Raw genomic sequence first — 20,753 nt, forward strand, 5'->3', positions numbered from 1 at the left:
TCGGCGATAACGACTATCACGCAGGCGTTGTCCGCGGGCGGCTCCGTGAAGGTGCTCATCACCGGCACGGCAGGCAGCGGAAAGACATCCGTCCTGACGCGGGTTCGGGATGTCTTGAGCAACACCGGTTCAGCGCCGGTCAACCACGTCCCGGAGACGGCGCCCGGCGGGAAGGCCGGTCCCTTCGTCATCGACGACGCCCACTGTCTGACCGAGCGCCAACTCGATACCCTGCGCGCTGTCGTGGAGACCGATCCGGCGGCGATCGTGGTCGTGGCCGCGACACCCCGGCGCAATCCGGCCCTGCGTGCCCTCTTTCAGGCCTTGGAGCGCGAGTCACCCTCCATCACGCTCGACCCCGTGACCACGGGTGATATCACCCGGCTTTCGCCTCGCTCAGCTGCTTTTGCGGAGGAGATCGCCGCTGCCACCGGCGGTGTGCTGGCTCTGACGGCGGCGGCCATCGATCATCTGAGCGAGGCAGATCCACTCGAATCGGCACTGCGCGCGATCGATATCCGCATCGACGAACAACTGCGCCGACTATCGCCACCGGCTCAGGCCGCCGTGCTGCTGATGTCCCTGGACACCGGCATAGGAGCCTCCGATATCGCTGCGGCACTTACGCTTTCCGATGCCGAAGACCTGGTTGACGAGGCACTGGCGAGCGGATTGGTTCCCGGTCCCGGTCAGATCGCGTTCGCGTCGAGAGTGCACGGGTGCTGCGCACGACTACTCGGAGCGGCACGGCACCTCGATCTTGAGCGATCACTGCTGCGCACTCAGCTGGACATCGGTTCGGTGTCCGCCGACTTGGCCCTGGCCCTGGTAGCGCATGGACTGCGTGATCCGGCGATCGCTGGACTGTTAGCAGACTGGGCGGCAACCGAATCCGATCCCTTCAGCGCAGCCGATCTGTACCGGGCCGCCCTGGCAGCAGGCGCCCAGCCAGGCCCGCTCCGAGTGCCACTGGCCGAGTCCCTGGCTCGCGCGGGTGACTTGGCGGGGGCCGCCGCGCAGGCCGACGAGGTGCTCACCGCCACCGACCCACGACATCGCGCGGCAGCCGTACGTATCGCGGCGGCCATCGCATGCCATAACGGGGACTCCGGTCAGGCCGCCGCCTTGTACGACTGGCTGGGTTCGGATCTGGACGGCCAGACGGCCCTGTCCGCGGTGCCGGTTTTCGTCGGCACCGGCCAGTTGGTGCGCGCGCGGAAAGCACTGGAAGACAACGTAGGAGCGGCACCGACGACATCGGCCACCGCGACACGAAACGCCGCACTGGGGGTCATCGCCTCTGTTGAGAATCGGAGCCAGGAGGCGCTGTCGCTGCTGGGACAGGCCGTCACACAGCAGCCATCGATGCCTTCCTTCACCCCAGACAGCACGGTGGCCCTCGCGGCGTTGACCATGCTGCACGGCGGCGATACGGCACGGGCCCGCAGCATTCTCAGCGGAGCGATCCGCACCGACCTGCCGCATGATGTCTTCGCGGTGCGGCACCGGCTGCTCGCCGCCTGGATCGCCATGTTGTCCGGCGACCTCAGCGGAGCCACCCAATGGCTGCCCGGGGCCGAAGCCGAACTCTCCCGCCGCGACCGCCTGTTCGCCGAATCACTACGGACGGGCATCGCCCGCCGTCACGGAGACACCGGTCCGCTGCGCCAGCATTGGCGGGCCTCCATGGATGCCTTGTCGGCGTATTCGATCGACCTCTACACGCTGCTGCCCGTCGGCGAGCTCTGGGTGGCCGCGGCTCGGCTGCGCGCCCTGGACGCGATGGCGCACCATGTCGACCGTGCGTTCGCGGTTCTGGGGCAGCTCGGCGATCCCATCGCCTGGTCCGCGCCACTGCGGTGGGCAGGCGTGCACGCGGCGATCCTGACCAATTCGCCCGAGAGTCTCGCCCCGCACGGGCAGGCGCTTGCCGCGGCCGCGGGATCCAGCCCGTATGCACGCACGCTGGCGACCGCCGGGCGTACCTGGCTGCGGGTACTGGCCGATCAGGTGGACGGCGCAGAGGTGGACGGCGCCGCACGGATGCTGGCCGACGCCGGTCTGGGCTGGGATGCCACCCGCCTGGCCAGCCAGGCCGCGCTGCACGCGAACGATCCGAAGGTGGCCGCCGCGATGCTCGCACTGGCCCGCGATCTGCGGGCGCCGTCGGCCGCGACCGACAGCCCCGACGGGACCGCCCCGCCCTCCTCGGCTCCTCAATCGCCGACATCGACACGGCTCTCCGATCGCGAGCGCGAGGTTGCCGAGCTGCTGCTACGAGGCCTGCCCTATCGCGATATCGGTGCGCAGCTGTTCATTTCAGCGAAGACCGTCGAGCATCACGTCGCGCGCATCCGGCGGCGGCTCGGCGCCGAATCGCGCTCGGACATGTTCTCGATGCTGCGCGCGATTTTGGCGACATAAGTGCGAGAAAGTTCACCCATTGGGCGGGTTAGGTAAGCCTGACTAGGACTTTCGGCCCTGTCAATGCGACGATGGCCGGGCATCGGACATAAGTTACCCGCGAGTAACATTACACTTGTTACTGACGAGTAACTTCTCGGGACCGGGAGGTCAGCACCACCGTGAGTACCGCGACGATCATTCTCGGAATCATCGGCGTCACCTTCAGTCTGGTTGCCTGGGGCTCCTTCTTCGGCGGCGTCGTCAAAATGCTCCGTGTCGTCCTCTCCGGCCAGCCCGATCGCACCCGCTGGCGTCCGATCGTCCCGCGCGTCAAGACCGTCATCGTCGAGGTGGTCGCGCACACCCGGATGAACAAGTTCCGCACCGTCGGCTGGGCGCACTGGCTGGTGATGGTCGGCTTCCTGGGCGGCTTCCCGCTGTACTTCGAGTCCTACGGCCAGACCTTCAATCCCGAGTTCCACTGGCCGATCATCGGCGACACGTTCCTGTGGCACCTGTGGGACGAGATCCTGGGTATCGGCACCGTCATCGGCATCGTGACGCTGATCATCATCCGGCAGCTCAACCACCCGCGGAAGCCCGAGCGGCTATCGCGCTTCGGTGGTTCCAATTTCTTCGCCGCGTACACCATCGAAATGATCGTGCTGGTCGAGGGCCTGGGCATGGTGCTGGTGAAGTCCGGGAAGCTTTCCACGTTCGGTGGCGGCCACGCCGCGTCCGACTTCTTCACCATGAACGTCGCGCAGCTGTTGCCGGCGAGCCCGATCATGGTTTCGGTCTTCGCATTCATCAAGATGGTGTCCGGCGGCCTGTTCCTGCTGCTGGTCGGACGCAAGCTGGTCTGGGGTGTGGCATGGCACCGCTTCGCGGCCTTCTTCAACATCTACTTCAAGCGCAATGCCGACGGCAGCGTCGCGCTGGGAGCGGCCAAACCGATGATGTCCGGCGGCAAAGTTCTGGAAATGGAGAGCGCCGACCCCGACGTCGACGCCTTCGGAGCCGGCAAGGTCGAGGACTTCAGCTGGAAGGACTTGCTGGACATCACGACGTGTACCGAGTGCGGTCGCTGCCAGAGCCAGTGCCCCGCCTGGAACACCGGCAAGCCGCTGTCCCCCAAGCTTCTGATCACCTCGCTGCGCGACCACACCTACGCCAAGGCGCCGTATCTGCTGGCCGGTGAGGACAAGTCCAAGCTGAGCGAGGCGGAGATCGCCGAGGGCGAGCGCCAGCTGGTCGGCGGCGAGGGTGCCGTGATCGATCACGAGGTGCTGTGGAGCTGCACCACCTGCGGAGCGTGCGTCGAGCAGTGCCCCGTCGATATCGAGCACGTGGACCACATCATCGACATGCGCCGCTACCAGGTGCTCATCGAATCGGAATTCCCTGGCGAGCTCGCGGGCCTGTTCAAGAACCTCGAGAACAAGGGCAATCCGTGGGGCCAGAACTCCAAGGACCGCCTCAACTGGATTGACGAGGTCGACTTCGACGTACCGGTCTTCGGTCAGGACGTCGACAGCTTCGCTGACTTCGAGTACTTGTTCTGGGTGGGCTGCGCGGGTGCCTACGAGGATCGCGCGAAGAAGACCACCAAGGCCGTCGCCGAGCTGCTCGCACTCGCCGGAACCAAATTCCTGGTGCTCGGCGCGGACGAGACATGCACGGGCGACTCGGCCCGCCGCGCCGGAAACGAGTTCCTGTTCCAGCAGCTGGCCATGCAGAACATCGAGCTGCTCAATTCGGTGTTCGAGGGTGTGGAGCAGAAGCAACGCAAGATCGTGGTGACCTGTGCGCACTGCTTCAACGCCCTGGGCAATGAGTACCCGCAGGTCGGTGGCGACTATCAGGTGGTGCACCACACGCAGCTGCTGAACCGGCTGGTGCGCGACAAGAAGCTGGTGCCCGTCGCACCGGTCTCACAAGATGTCACCTACCACGACCCGTGCTACCTGGGCCGCCACAACAAGGTGTACACCGCTCCACGTGAGTTGATCGGCGCGTCGGGCGCCGCGCTGACTGAAATGCCAAGGCATGGAGAGCGTTCCATGTGCTGTGGAGCCGGTGGCGCCCGCATGTGGATGGAAGAGCAGCTGGGTAAGCGCATCAACATCGATCGCGTTGACGAGGCCCTGGCCACGCCCGCCTCCAAGATCGCGACGGGCTGCCCGTTCTGCCGCGTGATGCTGACCGACGGCGTGACCGCCCGCGACGATTCCGCGGCCGTGGAGGTCGTCGACGTCGCACAGCTGTTGCTCGAATCCGTGGGCCGCACCGATGAAATCCGGAAGGCTTTGCCCGCCAAGGGAACTGCCGCTGCCGCGGCAGCCGAGCGGGCTGCCACCAAGACCGCGGAGCCCGAACCTGTTGTCGCCGAGGAAGAAGCTCCGGCGGCCGAAACCGTTCAGGCCGCCGCCGCGCCGGCCGCACCCGCTGCTCCCGTCAAGGGACTCGGCGTGGCGGGCGGCGCCAAGCGCCCGGGAGCCAAGAAGGCCGCCGCTCCGGCCGCAGAAGCCGCTACCGAAACACCGGCTGCACCCGCAGCGCCTGCCGCTCCCGTCAAGGGACTCGGCATGGCAGGCGGCGCCAAGCGTCCCGGCGCTAAGAAGGCCGCCGCTCCGGCCGCAGAAGCCGCTACCGAAACACCGGCTGCACCCGCAGCGCCTGCCGCTCCCGTCAAGGGACTCGGTATGGCGGGCGGCGCCAAGCGCCCAGGTGCCAAGAAAGCCACCCCGGCCCCTGCTGCCGAGGCTGCTTCCGCCCCATCGGAGCCAGCGGAGGCACCGGCCGCAGCTGCCACCCCCGTACCGCCCGTCAAGGGACTGGGCATGGCCACCGGCGCTAAGCGTCCGGGCGCCAAGAAAGCGGCCCCCGCGGCTGCTCCTGCGGCACCGACTGCCGTGCCGACGTCCGAGCCGGCGGCAGCGGCACCCGCGGCAGCGGCGGCACCCGCCACTCCAGAGCCCGCGGTGAAGGGCCTCGGCATTGCCACCGGTGCGCGACGTCCCGGAGCCAAAAAGGCGGCTCCTGCGGCCGCTACCCCGGCTCCGGAACCCGAACAGCCCGCGTCCGCCCCGGAACCGGCCGCTGCGGCCCCGGAGGACGAGGCGCCCGAGGCCAACACGACGCCGGAGCCACCGGTGAAGGGCCTGGGTATGGCTCCGGGAGCACGCCGTCCCGGCCGCCGAAATTAGATATTGGCTGGACAGCAATGCCACCATTGAGACCGTGAGTACCGATAACTTGCCGACTGACGTGCCCCCGCGCGTGCCCGGTCTTTCGCCGCGGCAGCATCAACGGGTCTTTGCCCAGTCCACCAAGCTGCAAGACGTCCTGTACGAAATCAGGGGTCCGGTACACGCTCACGCCGCCCGGCTGGAAGCCGAGGGGCACCGCATCCTCAAGCTCAACATCGGCAACCCCGCGCCGTTCGGCTTCGAGGCGCCCGATGTCATCATGCGCGACATCATCCAGGCGCTCCCCTACGCGCAGGGGTACTCCGATTCCAAGGGCATCCTGCCCGCGCGGCGCGCGGTGGTGACCCGCTATGAACTGGTCGAGGGATTCCCGTACCTGGACGTGGACGACGTCTATCTGGGCAACGGGGTATCCGAGCTCATCACCATGACCACCCAGGCGCTGCTCGACAACGGCGACCAGGTGCTCATCCCGGCCCCCGACTACCCGCTGTGGACTGCCGCAACCTCGTTGGCCGGCGGCACCGCGGTGCATTACCTGTGCGATGAGACCAACGGCTGGATGCCGGATATCGAGGATCTGGAATCCAAGATCACCGAGCGCACCAAGGCCCTGGTCATCATCAACCCGAACAACCCCACCGGCGCCGTGTACACCCGCGAAATTCTCACCAAGATGGTGGCGCTGGCACGCAAGCATCAGCTGCTGCTCCTGGCCGACGAGATCTACGACAAGATCCTCTATGACGACGCCGAGCACATCAGCGTCGCATCGCTGGCCCCGGATCTGCTGTGCTTCACCTTCAACGGTCTGTCCAAGGCGTACCGGGTGGCGGGCTACCGATCGGCCTGGCTGGCCATCACCGGACCCAAGGATCACGCCGCCAGCCTGCTGGAGGGCGTCAATCTCCTGGCCAACATGCGTCTATGCCCGAATGTGCCTGCCCAACACGCGATTCAGGTTGCGCTCGGCGGGCATCAGAGCATCGATGACCTGGTGCTGCCGGGCGGTCGCCTGCTGGAGCAACGCGATGTGGCCTGGACCAAGCTCAACGAGATTCCCGGCGTCTCCTGCGTGAAGCCGAAGGGCGCGCTCTACGCGTTCCCGCGGCTGGACCCCGAGGTGCACGAGATCCACGATGATGACCAGCTCGTCCTGGACCTGCTCCTCAACGAGAAGATCCTGCTGACACAGGGCACGGGCTTCAATTGGCCTGAGCCTGATCATCTTCGGATCGTCACGTTGCCATGGGCCCGCGACCTGGCGGTCGCCATCGAGCGACTGGGCAACTTCCTGGCGAGCTACCGCCAGTAACCGCGCCCTCCGCCGACACTCCGGTTTTCGACGCGTTTCGCGAGTGCGACGCGCAGAACGCGGCGTGTCGGCGCGGCATCTGGGGTCAGGAGGCGTGCGGCAGCTCTTCCACACGCTTACCCAGGCAGAACACACGCCATCCGGCGTTGACCCACTTGGCGGCGTCCAGGCAATTGCGGCCGTCCACAATGACTTTGGTGCGCACAACCTTGGCGAGCTCATCGGGGTCGAAGTCGACGAACTCCTGCCATTCGGTGAGCAGCAGCACGGCATCGGCACGGTCGGCGGCCTCCAGCACCGAGGTGGCGTAGTTCAGCGTCGGGAACAGCCGGCGTGAATTGTCCAGGGCCTTCGGGTCGTACACGTTGACTGCCGCGCCATTGAGCTGCAGCAGACCGGCGACGTTGAGTGCGGGCGAGTCGCGCACATCGTCCGACTCCGGCTTAAAGGCCGCACCCAGCACCGCGATGTTGGCACCGAGTAGCGATCCACCGCAGGCCTTGGTGGCGAGCTCCACCATCCGGGTGCGGCGGCGCATGTTGATGCTGTCGACCTCGCGCAGAAAAGTCAGGGCATGGCTGGCGCCCAGCTCGCCCGCGCGGGCCATGAAGGCCCGGATGTCCTTGGGCAGGCATCCGCCGCCGAAACCCAGGCCCGCGTTGAGGAATCGTCGGCCAATGCGCGGGTCGTATCCGAGCGCGTCCGCCAGGGTGGTCACATCGGCGCCCACCGCCTCGCACACCTCCGAGATGGCGTTGATGAAGGAAATCTTGGTCGCCAGGAAGGCGTTGGCCGAAACCTTCACCAATTCAGCGGTTTCCAGATCGGTGACCAGGAAGGGAACTTCCTCGTCGAGGATCGGCCCGTACAGTTCGCGAACGAGCTTCTCGGCGCGGTCAGAATCCTGCTGCACACCCAGCACGATGCGGTCCGGGTGCAGGGTGTCCTTGACGGCGAAGCCTTCGCGCAGGAACTCGGGGTTCCAGGCCACCTCGACATCAACGCCCTCGGCCGCGAATCCTGCTGCCCGCTGGCCCAGTTCGCGTGCGGTACCCACGGGGACGGTCGACTTGCCGATGATCACCGCCGTCCGTGAGAGCAGCGGCACCAAGGTATCGATCACGGCGTGGACGTAGCACAGGTCCGCTCCGTATTCACCCTTCTTCTGCGGCGTACCGACACCCAGAAAGTGCACATCGGCGAATTCGGCGGCCTCGGCATAGCTCGTGGTGAAGCGCAGCCGCCCGGCTGCGATGTTGCTCTGCAGTATCTTTCGCAGCCCGGGCTCGTAAAACGGGATGTCGCCGCCGGAGAGCTTGGCGACCTTGCCTGGGTCAATGTCGACGCCGAGCACCTCATGACCAAGCTCGGCCATGCAGGCGGCATGGGTAGCTCCGAGGTATCCGGTTCCGAAAACGGTGCATCGCATACTGCCTATATAGGCCTCCAGGGTTAGCAACCTGGATACGCCGCACCATCGGTGTCCTAACGCCGGGTGTACGGCGAAAAGCATTGTGAATCAGGGATTAATGCCCGCCAAACGGCCAGGGGAACCCCGAGTTCGAGCCGCCGCCGGACCCGCTGCCCGATCCGCCGCCGTGAGAGCCGCCGCTGTCGCCCCAGCCACCGCGCGAACTGCCGCCGTCGCCCCAGCCACCGCGGGACCCGCCGTTATCGCCCCAGCCGCCGCGTGAGGACCCACTATCGGAGCCACCACCACGTGAGCCGCTGTCCGAACCGCCGCGCGAGCCGCTGTCACCCCAGCCGCCGCGACCGCTGTCCGAGCCACCACGCGAATTTCCGTCGTCGCCCCAACCACCGCGACCCGAACCACCACGCGATCCGCTGTGGGAACCGCTATCGGGGTTGCCGCCCCCGATCGGCGGCAGGCCGGGAATCGAGATAATCGGCGGCTGCTGAGTCTGGGCAGGGGGCGTGTACGTCGGGCGGTTGCGGTCCGGCCACCACGGATTCTCCTGGCGCCGCGGCTGCTCCCACACCGGCGGGAACAACGGAATCGGCACCGGCACGATGGCGGGCGGCGGCGCGGCGGGCGCGGGCTCCTCCGGAGCAGGTGCGGCGGGTGCCGGAGGTGCCTCCGGTACGGGCGCCGGTGCCTGCGGCGCCGGCTGAACAGGTGCGGGAGCCGCGGGCTTGGGGGCCGCCGGCGCGGGGTTGCGCTGCGGCGCCGGAGCCACCACCACCTGCTGTACGGGAGCGGGTGCGGCGGGCGCGGGTGCCTCCACCACCGGTGCCGGTGGTGGTTGTTGGGGGGCCTCCGGCGGCAACGCGTTTTGCACCGGGTTCTGCACGACGGCGCGGTCCGGCGAGGACGGCCCCTGGTCCACCGTGGAGCGCACCGTCACTGTCAGCGAGACGGCAAGCGCTATCGAACAAATGCCGAAGACCAGCAGCAATGGCGCACCCACCAGGAGGAACGGTTTGCGTTCGGCGGGTTGGTCATCGAAGTCCTCGTACTCGCGCAGGTCGGTCTGCGCTTCCCCCGGCTCGCTGGCGCTCTCGGTCACGGCGTCGGGGTGCACGAAGCCTGTTCCGGTGGGCCCTTCGAGCGAGTAAGCCTGCCCCAGCAGCGCGGTGTTGGCCTCGAAATCCGGTTCCTGCGCCGACGCCAGCGCGGCACCACGGGCAAGCGCCAGCTCGGGCTGGTCCGGAGAATTCACCGGCAGCGAGATCGCCTCGCCCAGCGGATCGGTGAGATCGGAGACATCAGTGCCCAGGCCCAGCAAGAACACTCCGTCGGGTGCGTTCTCGTGACCCTTGAGTGGATTCACCAGGCTTGCCAGCACCCCGGGGGTAACTCCGGTGATGAGCGGCTCGCTGGCCAGACCGACGATGGAGCCGTCGGCGGAGTCCACCACCGCGAGCGTCGCGTTCTCCGGCTCGATGACCAGCAGTGCCGATTTGTCGTACCCGGTCACATTGCTGGCCGCCTTGGCCAGCGCCCCGCCTGCATGCAGCGCGGAGAAGAATCCGACACCGTCGATCCCGCGGCTGGCCAGCGAATCGCGTAGCTCGGCGGCTTGGGCGTGATCGCTCCACACCACGCCGGTGGACACCAGGTGATGGCCGCCGTCGAGCATGCCGTCACGGGTGCCCACGATGGCGGAAAGTACCTGTTCGGAGGCGGAGCCTTCGCCGTCGGAAACGATGATGGTGTCGGTGTCGACGATCCTGCCGTCCGCACCCGCGCCCTCGACCAGTACCAGCCGGGCAGTCGTCGGTGTCATAGCGACACCAAGTACGACGTCCACGTCAGATCCTCCGCTACATATCGACAGGGGCACCCGAACAAACGCGCCAAGGCCGTCAAAAAGTTCGAGTTGTTGCCGATTGTGTATCGGTACGGCGCGTTTCCCCGTTACCCCCGGTTAGGGGTCGATGAAGTTCTGGTAGGAGCGCGACGGGGTCGGACCGCGCTGCCCCTGGTACTTCGACCCTACCCCGGCACTTCCATACGGGTGCTCGGCCGGAGACGTCAGGCGCAGCAGGCAAAGCTGCCCGATCTTCATGCCCGGCCACAGCGTGATCGGCAGGTTGGCGACGTTCGAAAGCTCCAAGGTGATGTGTCCGGAAAATCCGGGGTCGATGAATCCGGCGGTGGAGTGAGTCAACAGCCCGAGCCGCCCCAGCGAGGACTTTCCTTCCAGCCGTCCGGCAAGGTCGTCGGGCAGCGAGCAGATCTCCAGCGTGGACCCGAGCACGAATTCACCCGGATGCAGTACAAACGGCTCACCCTCGTCCGGCTCAACCAGACTGGTCAGCTCATCCTGGCGTTCTTTGGGGTCGATATGCGTGTAGCGGGTGTTGTTGAACACCCGGAACAGGCTGTCGAGCCGAACGTCGATGCTCGACGGCTGGATGAGGGCGGGATCAAGGGGCTCGATGCCAAGGCGCCCAGCGTCAAGCTCGGCGCGAATATCGCGATCGGACAGCAGCACGCGAGCAGCCTACCGATGGGCCGCCCGCATGAAGAGGTTCGGGCGGCGCACCTACCCCTTGATGGCGATGACGGCTCCCGGCCGCAGCCAGCCGATAAGTCGAACCAGCGCGGCATCGTCCAGCGTCACGCATCCGGCCGAGGGGCCGCCGTCGGAGGCGTGCACGAAGAACGCCGATCCGGCGCCGGGGGTATGCGATGCGTTGACGCCCATGACGATCGCGCGCGGGTAGCCGTCGAGCTCTTCACTCAGCGACGTGTCAAAAGCACACGCGGATTGAGCGCAACGCTGGTGCGTGTTGTAACCCGGGCTGGCGGGATCGCCGTTCCACCAATCGTCGGCGTCCACCTGCAGATAATCCAGGCCGTGCGCCACCGACGGTTCGGTGCCAAAGGCGTAGTCCAGGCTGAAGACGCCCGTGGGGGTCGCTGGATTGTCGTCGCTGGCGGTGTCCGCGAACCCGGCCGCGCCGACATCGGAGGGAAGGTTCTGTTCGACAGGCTCCCAGGTATTACCCGCTCGCTGCCAGATACCGATGACGGCCTTGGTACCGCCGGTTCCCTGGACCGATACCACTTGTGTTGCGGTACCGACAGATTCGGCAAACCACGGCGGCTGCGTGGCCTGCGCCGCCGCGGCCGGAACGACCGCGACCGGGCGCACCCCAGGACCGGTGCCGCACGCACCCGCCAGAAGCACAAGGCTCAGCGGCAGCAGACGGATCGGGGACACTCATCCATGGTGCTGGCTCAACCTGGAAAACGCCTGTCAGTAACTAACCTTTAACGGCAATGACCGCACCCGGCCGCAGCCAGCCGATCAATTGCACGAGCATCCCGTCGTCCAGGGATACGCAGCCCGCGGTCGGCCCACCGTCGGTGGTGTGGACGAAGAAGGCCGAGCCGCCACCGGGCACTCTGTCCTTGTTCACACCCATGACGATGGCGTGCTTGTACTGCGGGATCGGCAGGTTCTCGCTCTGTGAAGTGTTGAACGGGCACTCGGCCTTGGCGCACTGCTGATGCGTGTTGTAGGTGGGGCTGTTGCTATCCCCGTCCCACCAGTCGTTCGGTCCGACCTGGACGTACCGCAGACCGCTCGGGGGCGGCGGCGCAGTACCAAAGGCCCAGTCCAGCGAGTAGACGCCGTTGGGGGTGGCCGACGCCCCTTCGCGTGCCTTGTCGATAAATCCGGCCGAGCCCACATGCGCGGGGATTCCCGTGGACACGGCCTTCCATTCGTTGCCGCTGCGCTGGAACACGTCGATCTTGGCCTTGGAGCCGCCCGCGCCGTTGACCGCGACCACCTGCGTCGCGTTGCCGACGGACTGGGCGAACCAGGGCACGAAGGGTTCCGCGGCAGCAGATGTTGAGGTAGCCAGGGCGAGGAGGGCCGCACACAGCAGCGTCACAGGACGGAACACGAGACCATCTTCGCCGATGTTGTTCTCGAATCCTTCAAGGTTGGGACACGGTTGCGCCACAGACCGATCGGTATAGTTCGGCCATGGACGCCGAGCTCGAAGAATGGAAAGCCGCCGGGCACTACTTCGATTACCTGGGTTTCGACATCTTCTACCGCATCGAGGGCAGCGGGCCTCCCCTGCTACTCATCCACGGCTATCCGTTCAATTCATGGGATTGGACCCTCCTCTGGCCCGAGTTGGTGCAGCGGTTCACCGTCATCGCACCGGACATGATCGGCATGGGCTTTTCCGACAAGCCCGTCCAGTACGGATACTCGGTTCTCGATCACGCCGATATGCATGAGGCGCTGCTGTCCTATCTGGGCATCGAACGGGTGCACCTGCTCACCCACGATCTGGGCAACTCCGTCGGCCAGGAGTTGTTGGCGCGCTTCGAATTCGAGGAACAATCGCGCGGCCGGGTACCCATCGACTCGGTGACGTGGCTCAACGGCGGGCTGTTCATCGAGGCCTACCGTCCCCGGATCGCCCAGACCTTGATGTCACGAACACCGTTGGGCGACTTGGTCAGCAGATTCCAGGGCACGCCGGTGTCGCGCCGGATCCTGGATGCCGCCGTGAGCGAGATGTTCGGCCCCGACACCAAGCCCTGCGGATGATCGACGGACCGATCGACCCGAACTCCGGATTGCACATGGCCGAGCGCTATCTCGAGGTCATTCACGACCCCGACGTCGTGCTACTCGACGACAACATTGGCCATTGGCCACAGATCGAGGCGCCCGAGGCGGTGCTCACGCACTTCCTCGCGCACATCGATCGGGTGACTACTTAGGCGGCGCCGGCGGGGCCATGTCCATGAACGACGAGAAGGTCGCGTAGTTACAGTCGGCCTCTCCGGTGCCGGTCGTGCTCTGGCAGACCACCTTGTCGTTCAGATAGATGCGCACCGTCACGGCGGCGTCCGGGGTCGCGGTGGAACGCCAGTCGGCCTTGACCTCCGCATGGTTGGGAATCTTGGCGCCACGGGACAGATCGCCGACGGTCGCGTCGACCTTCCAGGGCAGGGTCACGCCGTCGGCGGGCTGCATCTCGGTGCCGTCCCAGTACTGGACGTTGGCCGTGGTGGCGGTGGACGAGATGACCTCGTAGGTCACCGTCTTGTCATCCGCGTGTGCCGCCGCGGGGAAGCTGAGCGCAGCGGCTGAGGCCACGGCAGACGCGGCAAGTAATTGACGGACGGTCATGGAACACCTCGAGATGTCAGTTAGGTTTACAGATCGTTAGGCAGGCTACAGGGATTTTCTGGGCGTCTGCTGAGGCCGTGATCGAGAGCACTTCCGCCCGTCTACTTGAGCAAACGCCGATCGGTCCGGACGATGGGGTAATGAGCAATACGGGGGGCACCGACCTGGATGACCCGGTCCGCGACGACGACGAAGCGCCGGTGTGGGGTACCGCGACGCTGGTCGCCTTTCGCCTCGGGACCTGCTACTTCGGAACGTTCGGGCTGGTCGTGGCGATCGGTCTCATCCCGGTCATCCTGAAGGGCATCGGGATCGACGGCCCGTGGTCGGTGATTCGCGGTCTGTTCCACGCCGCGAGGGCACCGATCGCATGGATCGGCGAACATCTCCTGGGCCTGAGCGTGCAGAGCACCCAGGTGGGTAGCGATAGCGCGTTCCAATGGACGGCGCTGTTCTGCATCGCCTTCCTGGCCGCCGTCGCGACAGCGACCTGGACTGTGCTCGATCGGGGACGCCAACGCTACGACCGCCTGCAGGCCTGGATATGGACAATCCTGCGGCTGGTACTCGCCACCGCGATGTTCTATTTCGGGATGGCGAAGGTGATCCCGACGCAGATGCCCTTCGTACTCAACCGGCTCGTGGAGCCGTATGGAAACTTCAGTCCGGCCGGTGTGCTGTGGGCACAGGTGGGTATCTCGCAGCCGTATCAGATCCTGCTCGGTCTGGCCGAGGTATTCGGTGGCTTGCTCCTGCTGCTGCCCCGCACCACCGCAGCCGGGGCGCTGGTGTGTGTGGTCGACCTGACGCAGGTCTTCCTGCTCAACATGACCTACGACATCCGCCTCAAAACGGTGTCCTCGCAGCTGCTGCTGTTGAGCCTGTTCCTGCTGGCTCCCTATGCACAACGGCTGTTCACGGCGTTCTTCACCGACCGCGCGGTTCCAGCAGCGACCATGCCGCAGTTGTTCGCGCGCCCCCGAGCCAACCGGATCGCGCTGGCGGCCCAGCTGGTGGTGGGCCTTGCGCTGTTGGCGGCTTTCGGCGGACAAGGGTGGCAGCAGTTCACCAGACCCACGCCCAACCTGTATGGCATCTGGCAGGTGGAGACGTTCTCGTCCGAGGGGTATCCGCGCGATCCGTTGATTACCGACAAAATCCGTTGGCGCAGAGTCATATTCGACAGACCTTTTCATGTATCCGCGCCGGTGATGGTGACGGTACAACGCATGGACGATTCGTTCGAGGTCTTCGGCGGCACCATCGATGCGCGCAAGCACTTCATCGATCTCAGTCACCGGATCGAGCTGGGCACATACCGGGAGACCCCGGTGCGGATCAGGCTCACCTACTGGTGGCCCGGACAACCGAATCAGATGATTGTCGACGGTGACGATTACGCGGGTCACACAGTCCATCTGCGCGTCACCAGGATGGACCCCGCGTCGTTCCCGCTTGTCGAGCGCGGTTTCAACTGGGTGCAGGAGGAGCCCTACAACCGGTGATCTGATAGAACGGGTGGATGGCACTGACCGAGCTAGTGGAGCTACCGGGTGGGCCATTTTCCATGGGCTGCAACAATTTCTACCCCGAGGAACGGCCCGCACGCAGCGCGTCGGTCGGTGCCTTCGCTATCGAACGGCACCTTGTCACCAACGCTCAGTTCGCGGAGTTTGTCGCCCAGACCGGCCACGTGACTGTCGCCGAACGTGCCCCCGATCCGGCCCTCTACCCAGGCGCCTCACCCGACGATCTGGTCCCCGGGGCGATGGTGTTCAGGGCAACCAGCGGCCCGGTGAATTTGCACGACTGGCAGCAGTGGTGGGACTGGGTTCCGGGCGCCTACTGGCGGCAGCCAACCGGGCCGGGCAGCGATATCGACAGCGCCGCAAACTATCCCGTCGTCCAGGTGGCGTACACCGATGCGGCGGCCTACGCCCGCTGGGCGGGCAGGCGGCTGCCCACCGAGACCGAATGGGAGTACGCCGCGCGCGGTGGCGGCGATACAACTTACGCGTGGGGCGACGAGGTGTCCCCCGGAGGGCAACTGATGGCCAATACCTGGCAAGGCAGGTTCCCGTATCGCAACGACGGCGCACTGGGCTGGCGCGGTACCTCCCCCGTCGGCACGTTCCCACCGAACCAATTCGGCCTTCTCGACATGATCGGCAATGTCTGGGAATGGACCTCGACGCGATTCGAACCCGGCCCAGATGCCCCCACGTCGTGCTGCAGCCCTTCCGATAACCCCGACCCGTCGGTGATCCAGGCACTCAAGGGTGGCTCGCATTTGTGCGCGCCCGAGTACTGCCACCGCTATCGTCCCGCGGCGCGCTCGCCACAGTCTCAGGACAGTGCGACGACCCATATTGGATTCCGCTGCGTGGAGAGCCGGGCGTAACACATACCCTGTACTGGCACCCACCACCGCAGGGCGCCACTAGCAGCAAGCGGGCCGATGGTTCCGATGTCAGACTGATCCGGTCTGACGGCAACGCACATCATCGTATTGACTTGTGGGAGGAACTGTATGAAACGTGATGTTGGAGCCCAACTCGACGTCGACATCTTGGCGCCATCAACATTGGAGTTCCAGATCGCTGTGTCGCCGCTACCCGGCGCCCAGGTGACGGAGAGCTTGTCGCTGGAGCTGAACGGACAGCAGGTGGAGGCCCAGGAGGTCGCGGGCGAGCACGGCAACCGTATTCACCGGCTCGATGTCGGGCAGGGAAACCTCAAAGTCTCTTACACGGCAACCATTCTCGGACAGGCCGACGAAGTGCCCGTCGAGGCCGCGGACCTGTCGACGTACTTGCGGCCGAGCCGCTACGCCGAGGCCGACAAGTTCTACGGTTTCGCGGCAACCGAATTCGGTGATCACACCGACCCCACGGTGCTGCTGGAGAAGGTCTCCTCCTGGGTCGGGTCCCGGTTGACGTATTCACCGGGATCGAGCGATCCCATCGACGGCGCCGTCGACACCCTCCTGGCGGCGGCAGGGGTCTGCCGCGACTACGCACACCTCGTGGTGGCGCTGCTTCGAGCCGTCAAGGTACCGGCCCGGCTCGTCGCGGTATATGCGCCGGGTTGCGACCCCATGGACTTTCACGCTGTTGCCGAGGCAGTCGTCGACAACCGTTGGCAGGTGGTGGACGCGACCTGTCTGGCACCGCGACAAACGATGGTTCGCATCACCACCGGTCGCGACGCCGCAGACACGGCGTTCCTCGACAACCACGGTGGGCAGATCGTATTGAACCAATCGTTCGTCACCGCCGTGGTCGACGGTGACCTACCCGAGGATCACGTCGATCAGCTGGTCTCCCTGCGATGACACCCGAAGAGAGACCAGCTGAGACAGAGGGCTAGGAGTTCCCGGTCAATTTGTCCTTGACCGCGTCCACGCCTTCCTTGAGCTTGTCCGCGGCGTCGGTCAGCTTCTGCTTGACCGAGGCGATTCCCTGATCGACCTGACCTTCGGCCTTCAGATCCTCGTCGCCCGTGGCAGCTCCAACGGCTTCCTTGGCGCGGCCCTTGAGATCCTCGGCCGTGTTCTTTGCGTCGTCAGCAATTCCCATGTGTTTCAAACCTTTCTGTATTCCACTCGAGACAGGCGCGAGCCGAAGGTTCATCACATCGATTCCCGGCAGTTATCGTCAACGCCACTTCCGACACTACGCACGAAATCTCCCCAGTGCGGCGAGTTCAGTTCACGGGCTTTCTGAAGAATCACCCGAAAAGGGTGATGCTCGCCCCTGCCCTGCTCACTAGCCTCGGTGTAAGCATGTCTATTCACATTTTCACGCCATTCTTCGCGACCACCTTCCGCTTCCGGATCTTGGCGAGACACAATGAATCACGTTGACGAATAGCGGCGCGGTGACGCCACTGCTGACCCAGATTCTTCGCTCCGAGAGGACTATCCATGGAACCCACCAACGGGGACACCGCCAAACCCGCCGATAACGGCAAGGGCGGACGTGTCTCGCGGCGTTCGATTCTGGGCGGTATCGCGGCCGCAGGTGTCGGCGCCGCCGCGGCGACCGCCGCGATCAAGGGATTCGACGGCACCGATCACGCGACAGGTGCTGGTACGCCGGGAACAGGGCCCACCAACGAGGACTTCCACGGGAAAATCGCCCTCGATGTGCGCGATTCCACGCCCGACTGGACTCCTTACGAGTTGAAGCGTGCGCCGGAGGGGGCGCCCAACGTCTTGGTGGTGCTCTACGACGACACCGGACTGGCCGCATGGTCGCCGTTCGGCGGACGCATCAACATGCCGGTCATGCAGCGCCTCGCCGACAACGGGCTGCGGTACTCGCAGTGGCACACCACCGCACTGTGCTCGCCGACGCGGTCCTGTCTGTTGACCGGACGCAATCATCATGTGAACCGCTCGGCGTCGATTACCGAGGCCTCCAACGGATTTCCCGGTGCCGCGGGTCGACTGCCGGCCGAGTGCGCCACCATCGGGCAGGTGCTGCAGGACAACGGGTACAGCACGTTCTGGGTGGGCAAGAACCACAATGTGCCCGTCGAAGACATCGCCGGGGGCGGCAGCCGGTCCGAGTGGCCCCTGCAGAAGGGCTTCGACCGCTACTACGGGTTCCTGGGTGGGGAGACTAACAACTGGTACCCCGACTTGGTCGAGGACAATCGGTTCATCGAGCCGCCGTCCACTCCTGAGGACGGCTATCACCTGTCGAAAGACCTTGCCGACCAAGCGCTTCGGATGCTGCGTGACCAGCGCGCCACCAACCCGTCCAAGCCCTGGTACCTGTGGTACTGCCCCGGCGCCAACCACGCACCGCATCACAGCCCCGCCGAGTACACCGAGAAGTACAAGGGCAAGTTCGACGACGGCTACGAGGCGTATCGCGACTGGGTGCTGGCCCGCATGGTGGACAAGGGCGTCATCCCGAAGGACACCAAACTCACCCCGCTAAACCCCATGCCCGCAGACGTCGCCAACGAAGCGGACTCAGTGCGGCCGTGGAACACCCTGAATGCCGATGAGAAGCGCCTGTTCTCCCGGATGGCCGAGGTGTATGCCGGGTTCTCCGAGTACACCGATGCCCAGGTCGGAAGAGTTATCGATTACCTCGAGCAGAGCGGCCAGTTGGATAACACCATCGTGTTCTACTGCGCGGACAACGGCGCCTCGGGCGAGGGTTCCCCCAACGGCTCGGTGAACGAGAACAAGTTCTTCAACGGCTATCCCGACGAGCTATCGGAGAACATGCAGTATCTGGACAAGCTCGGTAGTCCCGATACCTACAACCACTACCCCACCGGATGGGCGGTGGCCTTCTCCACGCCGTTCCAGATGTTCAAGCGCTACTCACAGTTCTCGGGCGGCACCTGCGATCCCCTGGTGATCCACTGGCCCAAGGGCATCAAGGACAAGGGCCAAGTGCGCCATCAGTATCACCACGTCACCGACATCGTTCCCACCATCCTCGACGTCACGGGTCTGAAGATGCCCGAGACCTACCGCGGCGTCACGCAGTACCCGGTGAACGGGGTGTCGATGCGGTACAGCTTCGAGAAGGCAGACGCACCCACCACCAAGAAGCGGCAGTACTACGCGATGCTGGGCACCCGCGGAATATGGGAGGACGGTTGGAAGGCGGCTGCCCTACACGCACCGATCAGCGGCAAGGGTCATTTCGACCAGGACAAGTGGGAGCTGTACCACGTCGATGAAGACCGTTCCGAGTCAACGAATCTGGCCGACAAGTACCCCGACAAGCTCAAGGGGCTGATCGCCGCGTGGGCCGAGGAGGCCGACAAGAACTTCGTGCTGCCCCTCGACGACCGGTCGGCCACCGAGCTGCTGACGATCGAGCGGCCCACGACCGAGCCGAAGCGCAACCGCTACATCTATTACCCCGATACGGCACCCGTTCCCGAGGCCGTGGCGGTCAGTATCCGGGGCCGGTCCTACAAGATCATCGCCGATGTCGAAACCACCAAGGATTCCCAGGGCGTGATCTTCGCCCACGGCTCACGCTTCGGCGGGCACTCCCTGTTCATCAAAGACGACAGGCTGCATTACGTCTACAACTTCCTCGGCATCAAGCCGGAGCAGGTGTTCATCTCACCGCCGCTGACTCCCGGTAAACGCACACTCGGTATGGAGTTCGTCCGCCATGACAAGGGTAAGTACGGCGAATCCTTGGGAACAACAACGCTATACGTTGACGGGAAGGCGGTGACGAACGGCCCGATGCGGACGCAGCTGGGTAACTTCACCCTTTCCGGCGACGGGTTGTGCATCGGTTACGACAGCGGCGACAACGTGTCGCAGCTCTACAAGCACCCCGGGACGTTCACCGGGGGCACCATCAAGGGTGTCGCGGTCGACGTCAGCGAGGAGACCTTCGTCGATCTGGAGCAAGAGGCACGCGCAGCATTCGCGCGGGACTGAGCTCGCGTGTGGGGTGAGATGCCGCTGGGCTCGGGCTGGCCATCGGGAAGCTGGTCCGTCCGAGTCCAGCGGCGTTGAAGTCGTTTCAGCGCAATATTGTTCTTATGACGAACAACCGTGAGATGTGCGATCGGCCGCACCCCGGCGTGGGCTGTTTCGTACTACGGGACGGCCGGTTCCTGATGGGTCGGCGCCATGGCGCCCATGGGGCAGGCATGTGGTCTGTGCCGGGTGGCTGGATCGAGAGGGGCGAGAGTCCGGAATCGGCAGCGATTCGCGAGGTCTGGGAGGAAACGGGCGTGCGGATCACCCATCCTCGAGCCGTCGGCGCCACCACAACTGTCCACCCGGAAGGCTTGTGTTCTCTTACGGTCTGGGTGGTTTCGCGTTGGGATTCCGGTGAACCGGCCTCCGTGGAGCCGGATAAATTCGTTGAACTGCGTTGGTGCACATGGGAGGAGGGTCTGCCCGCACCCCTGTTCGATGTGTGGACTGATCTACTGGCCTCGCCCACCTACGCACAACTACGCGAGGTGTTGGCCGCGGCGTCGGCTAAACGCTACAAAAGGCCCTAAACACTCTCGCTGTGCTTTGACAAAGTAACTGCGAGAGGGCATCACACAGCGATATCCATCGACTGACCGGTTTGCTACGCTCTCGCAGGGTCGGGCACGCGTTAGGCGCTATGTAGTTCCTCATAGGGGATGCGTCTCTGCGTGATCTGACGATGAGGGGGATCGCTGTTGTTCGCAGAG

Annotated in this window: 15 protein-coding genes and 1 pseudogene; 9 read left to right on the forward strand and 7 right to left on the reverse strand. The window is 65.2% G+C overall.

Features of this window, described 5'->3' with window-relative positions:
- Positions 1–27: 27 nt before the first annotated feature.
- The 3 genes from iniR (at position 28) to B4400_RS05615 (ending at position 6,933) form a co-directional block, all read left to right on the forward strand.
- A complete protein-coding gene (gene iniR, locus B4400_RS05605) occupies positions 28–2,424 on the forward strand; it encodes an isoniazid response ATPase/transcriptional regulator IniR (protein ID WP_212566636.1) in 2,397 nt (798 codons plus the stop codon).
- A 161-nt stretch (positions 2,425–2,585) separates the two neighbouring features.
- Positions 2,586–5,615 (forward strand): (Fe-S)-binding protein, encoded by a 3,030-nt coding sequence (locus B4400_RS05610; RefSeq protein WP_078355996.1) that lies wholly within the window; start codon positions 2,586–2,588, stop codon positions 5,613–5,615.
- A 7-nt stretch (positions 5,616–5,622) separates the two neighbouring features.
- The gene (locus B4400_RS05615) at positions 5,623–6,933 is read left to right on the forward strand and encodes a pyridoxal phosphate-dependent aminotransferase (protein WP_078307395.1); all 1,311 of its coding nucleotides are present in this window, start codon (positions 5,623–5,625) and stop codon (positions 6,931–6,933) included.
- A gap of 85 nt (positions 6,934–7,018) precedes the next feature.
- On the opposite strand, the gene B4400_RS05620 is transcribed toward B4400_RS05615, so the two are convergent.
- From B4400_RS05620 to B4400_RS05640, 5 genes are all read right to left on the reverse strand, one after another.
- Positions 7,019–8,362 carry a UDP-glucose dehydrogenase family protein gene (locus B4400_RS05620; RefSeq protein ID WP_078307393.1) on the reverse strand — a complete coding sequence of 448 codons (1,344 nt, stop codon included), beginning with the start codon at positions 8,360–8,362 and terminating at the stop codon, positions 7,019–7,021.
- Positions 8,363–8,459: 97 nt separating this feature from the next.
- Complete coding sequence (locus B4400_RS05625) at positions 8,460–10,205, reverse strand: DUF7159 family protein (RefSeq protein ID WP_078307391.1); 1,746 nt, start codon at positions 10,203–10,205, stop codon at positions 8,460–8,462.
- A 117-nt stretch (positions 10,206–10,322) separates the two neighbouring features.
- On the reverse strand, positions 10,323–10,892 hold the full coding sequence (gene dcd / locus B4400_RS05630; protein WP_078293146.1) for a dCTP deaminase: 570 nt from the start codon (positions 10,890–10,892) through the stop codon (positions 10,323–10,325).
- 51 nt (positions 10,893–10,943) lie between these two features.
- Entirely contained in the window at positions 10,944–11,624 is a 681-nt protein-coding gene (locus tag B4400_RS05635; RefSeq protein ID WP_139360142.1) for a L,D-transpeptidase family protein, read from the reverse strand.
- Between the two features lie 43 nt (positions 11,625–11,667).
- Positions 11,668–12,375, reverse strand: a complete 708-nt coding sequence (locus B4400_RS05640; RefSeq protein ID WP_078307389.1) for a L,D-transpeptidase family protein — start codon at positions 12,373–12,375, stop codon at positions 11,668–11,670.
- 23 nt (positions 12,376–12,398) lie between these two features.
- On the opposite strand from B4400_RS05640, the pseudogene B4400_RS05645 reads away from it, so the two are divergent.
- Positions 12,399–13,153, forward strand: a pseudogene (locus tag B4400_RS05645) (alpha/beta fold hydrolase).
- On the opposite strand, the gene B4400_RS05650 reads toward B4400_RS05645, so the two are convergent.
- The gene (locus B4400_RS05650) at positions 13,146–13,565 is read right to left on the reverse strand and encodes an MmpS family transport accessory protein (protein ID WP_078299721.1); all 420 of its coding nucleotides are present in this window, start codon (positions 13,563–13,565) and stop codon (positions 13,146–13,148) included. The pseudogene B4400_RS05645 and the gene B4400_RS05650 sit on opposite strands and share 8 nt — an antisense overlap.
- Before the next feature lie 77 nt (positions 13,566–13,642).
- On the opposite strand from B4400_RS05650, the gene B4400_RS05655 reads away from it, so the two are divergent.
- The 3 genes from B4400_RS05655 (at position 13,643) to B4400_RS05665 (ending at position 16,899) form a co-directional block, all read left to right on the forward strand.
- Entirely contained in the window at positions 13,643–15,070 is a 1,428-nt protein-coding gene (locus B4400_RS05655; RefSeq protein WP_078307385.1) for a DoxX family protein, read from the forward strand.
- A gap of 17 nt (positions 15,071–15,087) precedes the next feature.
- Positions 15,088–15,966: a formylglycine-generating enzyme family protein gene (locus B4400_RS05660; RefSeq protein WP_078307383.1), complete on the forward strand. Its 879-nt coding sequence runs from the start codon at positions 15,088–15,090 to the stop codon at positions 15,964–15,966.
- Positions 15,967–16,095: 129 nt separating this feature from the next.
- A complete protein-coding gene (locus tag B4400_RS05665; RefSeq protein ID WP_078307381.1) occupies positions 16,096–16,899 on the forward strand; it encodes a transglutaminase-like domain-containing protein in 804 nt (267 codons plus the stop codon).
- 31 nt (positions 16,900–16,930) lie between these two features.
- Here the strand turns inward: B4400_RS05665 and B4400_RS05670 are convergent, their stop codons facing one another.
- Positions 16,931–17,143, reverse strand: a complete 213-nt coding sequence (locus tag B4400_RS05670; protein ID WP_078307379.1) for a CsbD family protein — start codon at positions 17,141–17,143, stop codon at positions 16,931–16,933.
- Positions 17,144–17,490: 347 nt separating this feature from the next.
- On the opposite strand from B4400_RS05670, the gene B4400_RS05675 reads away from it, so the two are divergent.
- Both B4400_RS05675 and B4400_RS05680 read left to right on the forward strand, forming a co-directional pair.
- Entirely contained in the window at positions 17,491–19,998 is a 2,508-nt protein-coding gene (locus tag B4400_RS05675) for an arylsulfatase (RefSeq protein ID WP_078307377.1), read from the forward strand.
- Between the two features lie 104 nt (positions 19,999–20,102).
- Positions 20,103–20,573 (forward strand): nucleotide triphosphate diphosphatase NUDT15, encoded by a 471-nt coding sequence (locus B4400_RS05680; protein ID WP_078307375.1) that lies wholly within the window; start codon positions 20,103–20,105, stop codon positions 20,571–20,573.
- Positions 20,574–20,753 lie beyond the last annotated feature (180 nt).

Origin of the sequence: Mycobacterium sp. D16Q13 (assembly GCF_002013375.1) — a bacterium.
GTDB lineage: Bacteria > Actinomycetota > Actinomycetes > Mycobacteriales > Mycobacteriaceae > Mycobacterium.